The sequence below is a fragment of the Microaerobacter geothermalis genome, assembly GCF_021608135.1.
In the GTDB taxonomy this organism is placed as follows: domain Bacteria; phylum Bacillota; class Bacilli; order DSM-22679; family DSM-22679; genus Microaerobacter; species Microaerobacter geothermalis.
Genome location: NZ_JAKIHL010000011.1, coordinates 53,946 through 66,666, shown reverse-complemented (window position 1 = coordinate 66,666; position 12,721 = coordinate 53,946). Strand labels below are relative to the sequence as shown.

12 protein-coding genes and 1 riboswitch are annotated in these 12,721 nt (G+C 41.8%); all 12 genes read right to left on the bottom strand.

Annotated elements, in window-relative coordinates; genetic code table 11:
• Nucleotides 1-279 precede the first annotated feature (279 nt).
• Complete coding sequence (locus tag L1765_RS06665) at nucleotides 280-837, bottom strand: cob(I)yrinic acid a,c-diamide adenosyltransferase (RefSeq protein ID WP_236405873.1); 558 nt, start codon at nucleotides 835-837, stop codon at nucleotides 280-282.
• 17 nt (nucleotides 838-854) lie between these two features.
• Nucleotides 855-1,667 carry a heme ABC transporter ATP-binding protein gene (locus L1765_RS06660; RefSeq protein WP_236405872.1) on the bottom strand — a complete coding sequence of 271 codons (813 nt, stop codon included), beginning with the start codon at nucleotides 1,665-1,667 and terminating at the stop codon, nucleotides 855-857.
• A gap of 13 nt (nucleotides 1,668-1,680) precedes the next feature.
• On the bottom strand, nucleotides 1,681-2,727 hold the full coding sequence (locus L1765_RS06655; protein ID WP_236405871.1) for a FecCD family ABC transporter permease: 1,047 nt from the start codon (nucleotides 2,725-2,727) through the stop codon (nucleotides 1,681-1,683).
• A gap of 1 nt (nucleotide 2,728) precedes the next feature.
• Nucleotides 2,729-3,751 (bottom strand): ABC transporter substrate-binding protein, encoded by a 1,023-nt coding sequence (locus L1765_RS06650; protein WP_236405870.1) that lies wholly within the window; start codon nucleotides 3,749-3,751, stop codon nucleotides 2,729-2,731.
• A gap of 149 nt (nucleotides 3,752-3,900) precedes the next feature.
• A riboswitch (cobalamin riboswitch) is annotated at nucleotides 3,901-4,104 on the bottom strand.
• 60 nt (nucleotides 4,105-4,164) lie between these two features.
• The gene (locus L1765_RS06645) at nucleotides 4,165-4,965 is read right to left on the bottom strand and encodes a DUF2797 domain-containing protein (RefSeq protein ID WP_236405869.1); all 801 of its coding nucleotides are present in this window, start codon (nucleotides 4,963-4,965) and stop codon (nucleotides 4,165-4,167) included.
• Nucleotides 4,966-5,238: 273 nt separating this feature from the next.
• Nucleotides 5,239-5,754, bottom strand: coding sequence for a DoxX family protein (locus tag L1765_RS06640; protein WP_236405868.1), 516 nt, complete (start codon nucleotides 5,752-5,754; stop codon nucleotides 5,239-5,241).
• Between the two features lie 302 nt (nucleotides 5,755-6,056).
• A complete protein-coding gene (locus L1765_RS06635) occupies nucleotides 6,057-6,779 on the bottom strand; it encodes an amino acid ABC transporter ATP-binding protein (protein WP_236405867.1) in 723 nt (240 codons plus the stop codon).
• Between the two features lie 36 nt (nucleotides 6,780-6,815).
• Complete coding sequence (locus L1765_RS06630; RefSeq protein ID WP_236405866.1) at nucleotides 6,816-8,006, bottom strand: MFS transporter; 1,191 nt, start codon at nucleotides 8,004-8,006, stop codon at nucleotides 6,816-6,818.
• A 300-nt stretch (nucleotides 8,007-8,306) separates the two neighbouring features.
• Complete coding sequence (locus L1765_RS06625) at nucleotides 8,307-9,101, bottom strand: ABC transporter ATP-binding protein (RefSeq protein WP_236405865.1); 795 nt, start codon at nucleotides 9,099-9,101, stop codon at nucleotides 8,307-8,309.
• Entirely contained in the window at nucleotides 9,067-10,005 is a 939-nt protein-coding gene (locus tag L1765_RS06620; RefSeq protein WP_236405864.1) for an ABC transporter permease, read from the bottom strand. Before L1765_RS06620 ends, L1765_RS06625 begins: the two co-directional genes overlap by 35 nt.
• Before the next feature lie 45 nt (nucleotides 10,006-10,050).
• Nucleotides 10,051-11,130: an ABC transporter substrate-binding protein gene (locus L1765_RS06615; RefSeq protein WP_407942214.1), complete on the bottom strand. Its 1,080-nt coding sequence runs from the start codon at nucleotides 11,128-11,130 to the stop codon at nucleotides 10,051-10,053.
• Nucleotides 11,131-11,252: 122 nt separating this feature from the next.
• Complete coding sequence (locus L1765_RS06610; RefSeq protein WP_236405862.1) at nucleotides 11,253-12,575, bottom strand: chloride channel protein; 1,323 nt, start codon at nucleotides 12,573-12,575, stop codon at nucleotides 11,253-11,255.
• Between the last annotated feature and the right edge of the window lie 146 nt (nucleotides 12,576-12,721).

Genomic DNA, 12,721 nt, shown 5'->3' with positions numbered 1-12,721 from the left:
GATCAGAGACAAACAGTAATTTGATATTCGTGCTCGCAGCAACAGGAATTTGTGCTCAATGATCGATGCTGTCCGTTTAGTTCGCGGGGTCTGATATTGCTACCACCATAAAGATTTACGACTTACCATTCCCCTGTTCAATTTCCATTATGAGAAGATGACGATGATACAGTAACTAGGTAACTACTGGATGGAATTATTTTCATGAGAATTTGTGACCCTGCGGGTCATGTAAGTTTAGTTCCATATCTATATTCTGTTGGGATTGTTGTTTCAAGTTTACCGGAATACGTCTCTTCCCCTGTCATACAAAATATCTCCCACCTGATTTCGTGCATTCATTGCACGGGCCAAGGCAAAAAAATAATCGGATAAACGGTTTAGATATTTTCTGACTTCTTCATTGATCGCCTCAACCTTTGCCAAAGAGACTACCCTTCTTTCAGCCCTTCTGGTTACCGTTCGGCAGATATGAATCATCGAAGAAGTTGGATGACCACCTGGCAGGATAAATTTCTTCACTTCAGGTGCTGAATCCAAATGGCGGTCGATCCATTGCTCCAACCGTTCAATCATCTCCTGATTGATTTTACAATCCCGTACTTTCTTCCAATTTGCCAAATCGGCCCCCGCATCAAAAAGCTCCAGTTGGATTTCAGTTAATTCTGCAATAACATCCTGGTCTTTTTCTGGATTTAGCCGGGTAATCGCTTCGCCAACATAAGAGCATAGCTCATCAACTGTTCCATAGGCTTCGACACGCAGATGATCCTTATCAACCCTCCCACCAATCAAACTGGTTTTCCCTGAATCACCAGTTTTTGTATAAATTTTCATGTATACCACCTCACCTTTTAAAATCGTACCAACTTTTTTCCTTCCATGCCTTTGTACTGCTCTGGCCAAGGTAGAATCTGTGAAATCCCCAACTTGGGATGTTTAATAATAAGGGGACGAATTCCATATACCATTTCCAATAAATCCGCATTCATTACCGCATCGCTTGAACCCAATTTCTTTACTTTACCTTCATGGATGAGCATCATCCGATCCCCATACTGAGCAGCCAAATTTAAGTCATGAAGGATCATCAATATCGTGAGTCCACAGTCCTTCTGCCATTGTTTCACCAGGTCCAATACCTTCGTTTGATATCCGATATCTAAAAAAGTAGTGGGTTCATCCAGTAATAGGATACTTGGTTCCTGAACCATTGCTTTGGCAAAGGCAACCCTTTGTCTTTCGCCCCCGCTTAATTTATAGATCGGTTTATCTTTAAGCGTCTCAATATCAACCGCTTTCATGACCCTTTTTATCATCTCTTTATCATGGGCAGATTCCAGGGTAAATCTCCCTCGATGAGGATACCTCCCCATACGAACCACTTCTTCAACGGTAAAGGAAGTGGCAGGGATTCCTTCTTGCACAAGAACAGCCATCTTGGTGGCTAACTTTTTTCTATTCCATTTGGTGACGGAAATCCCGTCAATGTAAATTTCTCCATTTACCTGTTGAAGAATTCCTGTTATCGCCTTTAACAGGGTAGTCTTTCCTGAACCATTGGGTCCGACTACCGCCAAACTTTCTCCCTTTCTCAGGCAAAAGGATATATCTTGAATAATCACTTTTTGATGAATGGAATAGGTCAGCTGTTTTACCTCTATCACAGATATTCTCTCCTTATAATGGATACCGGCGTTTTTTTAACAGATAGGCGAATAAGGGAGCCCCTGCAAGGGCGGTGATCACTCCAATTGGAAGCTCCACCGGTTGAATGACGGTTCTAGCCAAGGTATCGGCCCATAGTAGAAAGATTGCTCCTAAAACTCCGGACAAAGGGATAAGAAACCGATGATCAGGTCCAAATAAAATGCGAACCATATGGGGAATGACCAAACCTACAAATCCAATGATCCCAGCAATGGAAACAGCCGCACTTGCCATAAATGAGGCGGTGATAAGCAGTAAAAGTCTTTTTCGAGGAACGTCTGTTCCTAAATGATAAGCCTCCCTCTCCCCAAGGGCAAAGAGATTTAATTCTCTACTATGGAGCCAGATAATCATAAATCCAATAACCAATGGAATCAGTACGATAATTCCTTGTCTCCAGTCAGATAAGGCTAAGCTTCCCATCAGCCAATAGATGATCGATTGAAGCTTTTCTTTTGAAATAGATATGATGAAGGTAAGAAGTGCTCCTGCAAATGCCTGAACGACAACTCCCGCCAAGATAATGGTTTCAAGGGATACTTCTCCCTTTAAACCAGCTAAATAATAGACAAAAGCTAAGGTTATCAATGCAGTGATAAAGGCAAATATGGGAATGGCCCATTGCCCAAAAAAGAGTACTGGCCATCCACTAACAATCACAAACGCTGCGCCAAGGGCTGCACCGGATGAGACTCCAAGGACGAAGGGGTCAGCCAATGGGTTTCTTAATATTCCCTGAAACGTAACCCCTGACAGAGAGAGCGCGGCTCCCACAATTAAAGCGAGCATCACCCGGGGAAGTCGGATATTCCAGATGATCGAATCAGCGGGTGTTCCTTCCCACATTTGATTGCCAAACCCTACATGGCTGGAAATCACCTGCCATACCGTCAAAATCGACAAATTGGCACTTCCGACTGAAACTGTAATGATGATGGATAGGAAAAGAAGGGAAAAAATAAGGAATATTTCAATACCTAGTCGATTTTTTCCCCTTTTATTCCACGTTTTTACCATCTTACTTCACCAGTTCAGGATATAAAAACTTGGCCATTTCCACTAATCCTTGGATTACTCGTGGTCCGGGTCGATTCACTAAGTCAGAATTTAAATCAAAAATTTGGCCGTTTTGAACAGCAGGAACATTGTTCCATCCTGATCTTGCTTTTACTTGTTCAGCAGCATTCGGCACATAATAGCCATAGGTGGTAAAGATGACTTCGGGACTTCTCTCAATCACGGTTTCTTCACTTAATTGAACCCAACCGGATTGGTCAGCAGCAACATTGATGCCTCCAGCAAGGGTGAGCAGCTCATTCATAAATGTCCCGGAACCTGCCGTATACAAATCTGGTGATACTTCGATCCATACTTTTTTCCGCTTTTCCTGGGGAATATTTTTTACTGCCTCAACTACGCTGGTTTTTTCTTCATCCATCCTAGCGATGATTTCCTCCGCTTCTTTTGTTCTTCCGGTTACCAAACCAATGTTTTTAATGGATTCATAGGTTTCCTCCAGGGTGTTGGCATCAACAATAAACACCGTTACTCCGGCCTTGCGAAGGACTTCTATGCTTTTACCGTTACTTAGATTCCCTATTACCAAATCTGGTTGAAGTTCCAATACTTTTTCTAAATTAACCTCTAATTCTCCTACAATTGTCTTTTCTTTCACTTCTTCAGGGTAGTTGTCCCACTTGGAAACTCCGACAATTTTATCCCCTAACCCTAATGCAAATGCAGTTTCTGTGGTACTGGGAATAATGGAAATGATCCGTTGAGGTTCTTTTTCAATCGTTACCTTGGTCCCTGTCTTATCGGTAATGGTAACAGGAAAACTAGAAGATTTAACTTCTTCTTTTGTTGTGTCTGCCTCCATTGTTGTCCCTGTTTGTGATGTTTCCTGATTGTTCTTTCCATTGGTATCGGGGGATGAGGTAGTTTCCTGTCCACAGCCTGCCAGCCAAAGGGCTACAAATAACATCATAACCAATAGTGTCATGTTAGTGACTCTACGATTAGTCCACTTTTTGTTCTTCATTCTCTCTCTCCCTTTCATTGTTCTATATTTTCCTATGCAACCAGTGGGATTATATAAAAAACAAACGCCCGCCCCCAAGAAATGGAAGCCGGCGTTAAACTACACCTCATCAGGTATGGTTTAAACCATTCCTTTCCTCGAAGGAATGAGTAAATCAGCACAAATAGGCAGGTCTCCTGGCTCATGGATCAAAGTTATCCGAATTCCTTCCCATCCGAAGACAGTGGATTGTCCGCACAATTGATGTGCCCTTCGGAAAACTCCCCATACACAGTGGCGGGACCGCGACGGATTTTCACCGTTCTTCCCTCTTCGCTTCACCTATCGTGAAGACCTATTTATGGGATATGCTCTTATTTGACTCCTATTATAGGTGAAAAGCAAATAAAAGCCAACTACTTTTTCAAACTCAATTAAGACGAACAGATAAGTTGAATCTTATAACCCGTATGCTTTTTAACATGAAAAACTCCATGTTCAAAAATAAGGTATTGACCCTTCATACCCAGCAATTCGCTTTCTATGGTTGCTTCCTTGTCCAGTGACAGGGACTTTAAATGATTTACTTCTTGCACAGGATATACAAATTCACTTAATTCTTCAGCCTTAAACAAATAGGAGCGAAAGGGTTCTGAAATGTGAGAACTTATTTCTTCCCTCACTTGAAATAAGTCCTTTTCATGAATTTCACCTTTTATCATCTTCCGCCAGTTTGTTTTATCAGGGAGGAATTGGCTGATTTCAACCTCCAACTCTCCTGCTGTTTTTCGATCGGGTACCAATGCTATGGGAATCGCCTTAACTGCCCCTTGATCCACCCATCTCTTTCTTTCATTTCCCTTTCTGGTAATCCCCACCTTGACATCGCTACTTAGCGCCAGGTAAACATAATGAGGAATCATGCAATGACGTTCTCCAAAGGATTCATCCCGACATGTACCCTGATCAAAATGACATTGATGGGGCTTGACAATGCACAAATCATTTTCCGGCAGCTTTATAAAGCAGGGATAGCAATAGCCATGGTTATAGGTTTTTTTTATTTTTCGCCCACAATGACAGCATTGAATTTCCTGTAAAAAACGAACAGATATTTTTTTTTGAAGATAGTCATTTAACAGGATCTCTTGTCCATCTGACAGTTGTAAGAAATAAGTAACCGGATCCGAATATTCATGTTTCAAACCATTTATAAAACCCGTATAAGATAACATCGCGCTCTCCCTTATTCACGTATGTTTTTTGGTGTGTACTTCTAGGTATCTCAAAGGTAGAACATATGTCTATATTAAGGTAACCAGCTACAATTTGACAACCTGAGAACTTTTCAAGAAAAGGGAATAATGCTCACTACGGCTCAAAGAAAACTCGACATTGGCCAGCCCCTACAGGCGAGGACAAAGGCGTAGTTGCTGCTATACGAAATAGGAAAGCAAAAAAATAGGTGTGGATAATTCCACACCTATCAGGAGGGTTAAAGGCATCTCTTAAGCACTGGTTGTTTTGGCTGCTGCTTTGTCAAGCTTTAACCATTTGCGTACATAGGGCAGAACGTAGTAGTCTAAACCAAATTTTCCAGCATTTGCCCCAGCGACAATGATAAAGATGGAGAGAAGAATCATCCAAGGATTACTGGAAACTGTGCCTGCGAACATAAACGCAAAGTTCATCATCATTCCGAAGAAAATTGCGGCGGTAGTTAAGGTTCCAAGGATCAATCCTAAGCCTACCAGAAATTCTCCCCAAGGAATCAGGAAGTTAAATAATTCTACGTTAGGTAGCGCAAATCCCTTAATAAACGCATTGTAAGTTGGATACACAACCTGATCATGACTAACCACTGGATTCTCAGCCGCCCTTGTTAAGAAACCTGCTGCACTAAAGGGTTTTTCACCTGTCAGTTTTCCCCAACCAGCTGACATCCAAGTCCAACCAAGATATAACCGAATAATTGTTAAGATACCAGCAGCATACACATTTTCTCTCAGCCATTTGACTACCATGACCGTCATCTCCCTTCTTTCATGATTAAGGTTCTAAAGTGACAACCAACGATGAAACTGATGATTTCAAAAACTTCTTTATGGTTATCTTGCTGTTAAGATGAAGAGGCCTCTTTCTGATTCCAGAATAAAACAGTGTGACATATATCACAATAGGTTTGTGCTGGCTTTCACTTTTTGTTCATAAATTTTTGAATACTTTATGAAAGTTTGTAATAAGTGGAAAAAGAGAGGGATAACTTGATTGATTATCCCTCTCTAAATCGAATATTTTCCCATTTTTCTTATTGTTTATATATTTTTTATAACACCTTGTTCAAAAATGCCTTGGTTCGATCATTTTGGGGATTTGTAAATATTTGTTCAGGCGTACCTTCTTCCATGATAATCCCCTGATCCATAAACAAAACCCGATCCCCTACTTCCCGGGCAAATCCCATTTCATGGGTAACCACCACCATGGTCATACCCTCCCTGGCAAGGTCCTTCATAACCGACAGCACTTCTCCAACCAACTCTGGATCCAAGGCAGAAGTAGGTTCATCAAACAGCATAATTTTCGGATTCATTGCCAACGCCCGGGCGATGGCTACCCTTTGCATCTGTCCCCCTGATAAATTGTCCGGATAAACATCCGCTTTATCCTTCAAGCCCACCTTTTCCAACAGTGCCAAAGCCTTGTTTCGGGCTTCTTCCCTTGATAGTTTTCTTACTTTCATCGGGGCCAACATAATATTTTCAATGACGGTTTTATGAGGAAACAGATTAAAGCGCTGAAAAACCATCCCCACTTCTGTTCTAACCATGTTGATATCGGTCTTTGGGTCAGTTAAATCATATCCGTCTACAATGACCTTTCCACTGGTTACTTCCTCCAAAAGATTTAAGCATCTCAAAAATGTGCTCTTACCTGATCCTGAAGGACCGATGACACAAACCACCTCTTTTTCTCTAATATGACAATTAATCCCTTTTAATACTTCCAATTGACCAAAATACTTGTGCAAGTCTATTACCTTTATCAAATCTATTCTCCTTTCGCTACGTTACCCAATTTCCTTCTATTTTGCTATACTATTGGACGATTGTAAAGAAAGCCCTTTCTTGAACGATATTCCTGCGACAGAGAAGACGATCAAAAAGCCGGATAGCATGTAAAACATGCTGTGATTTCCCATATATTGAATGGATATTCCGCCGATATTTGGGCCAAGAATGCTTCCAATGCTGAAATTCATTCCGGCAATAATATTTGCTGTTGGCAATAATGATTTTGGAAGAATATCTGCCAAATAGGCCAGTCCCAATGAGAAAAGTGATCCAACAAATCCTCCTACCAAAAGAAAAATCGCCATCAGCAACCATGGAGAGCCATTGGTGAAGGGAACCAACAAAAACAGGATGCCTCCTGCAAAGGTTGCGACCATCAGGATCTTCTTTCTTCCGAATTTGTCACTTAGTATGCCCAAGGGGATTTGCAAGAGAAGACTTCCAAAAACAAATGAAGGGAGCAGAATCGATATCCATTCCTCCGACAGTCCGACTCTCAAGGCATATACCGGGAAGTTTCCGTTTAAGGATGCTTCCAATAACCCATATAAAAATCCGGGAAGCAGGGCAAACCAGGCTAGACGGATGGAACGAAAATATCTTTCTTTCCCATTGTTCTCCAAGGTATCCCCTTTTTCCGGGTAGTCATTTTTCAATCTTAAAACCAGGAATATAGCCATGATATAGAACAAAGCAACCACTGCAAATGGAGACCACAGACCATAGGGAATAAGGTTGATTCCAAGGGGTCCCACTCCAAAGCCCATTCCATAAGCCAATCCATAAATAGAAATATCCCTTCCCCGCCGTTTCGCTGAGCTGGTGGATGTGATCCAGAGTTGAGTGGCGAAATGAAGTGAACTGTCTCCTATTCCTACTAAAACTCTCAGAATAAACCAATATGCAAGATTTTGCCAAACAGGAAAAAGCAGGGTGCTTCCTGTAACGAGAATTATCCCTCCGATGATGATGGGCTTATATCCCCACTTTCTAAGGGGCCTTTCGATAAACGGAGAAAAAAGAAGAATCCCAAGGTATAAGCCGGTCGTATTTAATCCGTTTACCACTGAACTTACACCTGATTGTTCAAGCAGTATTGCCAGCAAGGGCAAGAGGAGACCTTGGCTTAATCCGGCAATCGCAACAGTTATGACGAGAATAAAGAAACGGTATCTGTTGATATCATTTAAACGATGTTCCATTGGCGGCCTCCCGAATATGATGATTCATTCTATATCCCATAGATCTGGAATTAAAGATTTACACATCCGCTAGTCGAGTTCGTCAGGAAGTGATTCAGGTCCGCTTCAAGGCTGTCCGTATAAATCTTTGATATGAAAATACATTTTCATATCAATTTGTGACTCTACAGGTCATGGATGTTTAATTCCGTCTATATAGAATAGAAGAATCGTTACAAAAAAGAAAGACCAAAAAGGTATCCAACATGAATTTCTTTTTGGCCAAAACATGATATTCGTTTTGCATATCAAAACAACCAGTTATGTCAGAACGACCCGATCATCAACAAATGCTTCGCCGCGGCCCCTTTCAAAGGCGTCAATTAGATCCCGAACGGTCATCTTTTCTTTTTCTTCCTTTGACAAATCCAGAATGATTTCTCCCTCATGCATCATAATTAAACGATTGCCCATCCTAAGGGCATGCTCCATGTTATGGGTAATCATTAATGTCGTTAAATGATATTTATTTACGATTTTTTGAGTTAATTCAATAATGAGTTGAGCTCTCTTTGGATCCAATGCCGCGGTGTGCTCATCTAATAACAAAATTTTAGGTTCGGTAAAGGTTGCCATCAACAAACTTAATGCCTGACGCTCCCCGCCTGACAGCAAACCGACTTTACTTTGCAATCGATTCTCCAGTCCAAGCTCCAGTTGGGTAAGGGCCTCACGAAACTTCTCCCTTAAACGGCGGTTACTAGCCATCCGAAGCCCTCTTTTTTGTCCTCTTCGGTAAGCGATGGCCATATTCTCCTCAATAGACATAGAGGGAGCCGTGCCAGCCATCGGGTCCTGAAATACCCGTCCAACTAAAGATGCTCTCTGATACTCCTGAAGACGGGTTACATCCTGCTTATCGATCAAAATATGCCCATGATCCACAGGAAATGTCCCGGCAATGGCATTCATGAGCGTAGATTTTCCTGCCCCGTTTGTTCCGATTACACAAACAAAATCACCGGGTGATAAATGAAGATTAATGTGGTTTAATGCAATTTTTTCATTGACAGTTCCAGGGTTAAACACTTTCGTTACTTGTTGAATTTGTAACATGGGTCCCCCTCCCTTCTGCTTTCACCAAGGAGTTATTTTTTTTTTGCAGAACAGAGGCAAAACGCGGCATCGTTAAGGCAAGAATAACCAGTATCGAAGTAATTAGTTTCATATCTGAAGGCTCCAATCCGATATATAAAGACAGCCCAACGACAAAACGATACAGTATTCCCCCGCCGACAACCGCCAACGTGGTTCTCCAAATGTTTGGTCTTCCGAATACTACTTCACCGATGATCACAGAGGCCAAACCAACGACGATCATCCCGATTCCCATTCCAGCATCGGCATATCCCTGATACTGAGCCATCAAAGCCCCTGAAAATCCGACAAGGGCGTTGGACAGGGAAAGACCAATGATAATGGTAAAATCGGTGTGAACGCCGAAACTGCGAATCATTCGCTGATTATCCCCGGTTGCCCTGAGAGCGGTTCCAATATCTGTCTTCAAAAACCAATCCACCAATAACTTGATAACAAAAACAATAAAAACGAGGAATAGAGGAATCACGACTGTTTTTGAAAGAAACAGTCCCTCGATTTGCGTAAAAAGAGTCTCCTCCCTTAACAATGGGATATTGGGTTTTCCCATCACCCTTAAGTTAATAGAATAAAGGGCAATCATAGTTAAAATCCCAGCTAACAAATCATTAATTTTCCCTTTGGTGTGCAACATGCCTGTAAACCAACCGGCAACGGCACCAGCAAGGGCAGCCGAAAGAGTGCCCAGTAATGGGGAATACCCCTGGGTAATCATCATGGCAGCCATGGCTCCCCCAAGGGTAAAGCTCCCATCAACAGTTAAATCAGGGAAATTTAGGATTCGAAAGGTGAGGTAAACTCCTAGTGCCATAATTGCAAAGATTAGTCCAAGTTCTAATGATCCCATTAACATGATTTGCACTGTGAGCACTCCCTTTTCAAATAAAAATCTTATGATTCAGAGGTTTTATTCGATGACTTCATCCGCTTCTTTCAATAACTCTTCAGACAATTCCACACCCATGTTGGCTGCAGCTTTTTTGTTAACGATTAACTGCATGTCTTTCTGTGTTTCAATAGGCATAGTAGAAGGATCGGTACCATTCAACACCTTAATTGCCATTTCACCAGTCTGATAACCCAGTTTGTAGTAATCTAATCCATAGGTGATGACAGCTCCCCTGCGAACGGAATCACCTTCACCTGCCACAACCGGAATTTTGGCCTGTTCTGCTACGCCCAGCACAGATTCTAACGCAGAAACAACGGTATTATCTGTGGGGACATAGATGGCATCCACTTTTCCCACCAAAGATTGGGCTGCTTGCTGAACTTCAGAACTATTCGTAATCCCCTTTAATACCAATTCCAACCCCAATTCAGGCGCGACGGATTCTGCCAATTTAATCTGCACTTCAGAGTTGGTCTCCCCCGAATTATACAGAATCCCAACTTTTTTTGCATCTGGCTTCACCTTGGTCACTAAGGAAAGTTGTTCCTTTACCGGATTCATATCTGTCGTTCCGGTGACATTGGTTTCAGGTCTTTCATTTGACTTCACCAATCCCGCAGCTACCGGGTCAGTTACGGCTGTGATCAAGATCGGAATATCAGCAGTGGCTTGGGCAGCTGCCTGGGCCGTGGGTGTAGCGATGGCAAAAATCATATCCACCTTATCAGCAACGAATTTTTGAGCAATAGAAGTCGCGGTATCCCGGCTTCCTTGAGCATTTTGCTGATCAAACTTCACTTTTTCTCCATCAACATAACCATTATCGGCAAGAGCCTTGATAAATCCTTCCTTAGCCGCATCCAATGCAGGATGTTCTACGATTTGGGTAATTCCAATGGTAAACACTTTCTTCTCTGTTTCAGAAGAAGCTTGGGTAGAATTTCCTTCCTGCTGAGTATTGGTCTCAGTCGAAGTTGCAGCGGGCTTCTCTGTACTGGAGACCCTTTCTGAGCTTCCGCATCCGGCCAACAGGCCGATTATCAGAAGAAATAAAAATAAGAATAACCTAGATTTCTGCAAATGTTTCAACGAAATTTCCCCCTTTTTTACTTTTATGTTTTAAAGCACGTAAGCTTTAAAACGTATAATCGCTAAAGTTGTTATCCCCATGATACCAGCTGATGTATCTCTTGACAATAATGTTTTTGAAAATAGATTCAGTGATATTTTCTGACAGCTACCCACTTATATTTTGAGTGATGGCGCAATTTCATCGTAAAAATACTGTATTCATCAAAAACATCCCTTAATGAAAAGCTGATCACTGTGGTAATCATCAAAGGCAGGATCATTCGATAATCATTTGTCATTTCAAATAACAGCACGATAGCAGTCATAGGAGCCCTGCCAGTGGCAGCAAGGGCCGCTCCCATTCCAACTAGTGCATAGGCACCCGGTTGAGAAACGATTGTTGGGAAGAATAACTGCATCATCATGCCAAAACTTCCTCCCAACATGGCTCCAGTGAATAGAATAGGGGCAAAAATCCCTCCAAAAAAACCTGCGGATAACACCATGCTGTTTCCTATCAGTTGCAAAAATAATAATGACAGCATTAATGTTAAGGAAAGCTGGCCCATCAACGCCTTTTCAATAGCAGGAAAACCGCCTCCGTATATTAAGGGTGTAAGCAATCCGAAAAAACTGACAAATAGAGCGGAGACAAATAAGATTAACTTTTGAGGGAGGTGGGTAAACCGCCAATACTTTTGAAAGTTATGAAAAACATGGCTGTGAAAAAGTCCCAGGAAAGCTCCCAATATCCCTAACAAAGCGTAAAACAATATTTCCCACATGGAATACATGGTATATGGAGGGACGGTAAATACAGGTACATTGCCAAATAGCCATCGACTGGTTAAAGAGGCCGAAAATGATGATACGATAATTAAACTAAAATATCCGGAGCGGTATTCACCCAAAATCATTTCCAGAGCAAAAATCATTCCGCCAATGGGTGCATTAAACAGGGCAGAAATCCCGGCTGCCGCACCGCAGGATAGATAGGTTCTCGCCTTCATCGGTGAAACATGGGTGAATGTAGAAAATAGGGAACCCAATCCTGCAGTTAAAAAAATCGTAGGTCCTACGCTTCCTACAGGCAATCCTGCGATCAGACTGATCATGCTTCCCATTGTATTTATGAAGAGATCTTTTGAAGGAATACGTCCTCTTCCTTCCTGGACAGATACCATAACCTCTGCAATCCCTTGACCATCTCTTAATTCTTTATCTATCATTTTTCGAAAAATATAAGTGGCCAGAGCTCCAAAGAGAGGAAATAGAAAAAGAATAAGTTCTGTTTTCATAAAGGAGCTGGTAGATTGAATGAAGTTCTCCCTCGCCCAGGGGACACCAATGCGGATCAAACCTGCCCCAAAAGCTGAAAAAATGCCTATCATTGCGGCCAGCAAGATCGCCACAGACTGATGTGATAATCTTAGCCAAGTAAGAACATGTTTCATATGTTTGCTAGACATCTTTTCCATCTCCCAAAATATGATACGCGCTTAATACAAATATATCACGGTTGATCTCAAATATTGGATATAAATTTCAAGGATTTTTTTTCGTTTTTTTAGTAAAATAGTTTCATTAGTTCCGGTTCTAAAACAAAAGAAAGGGA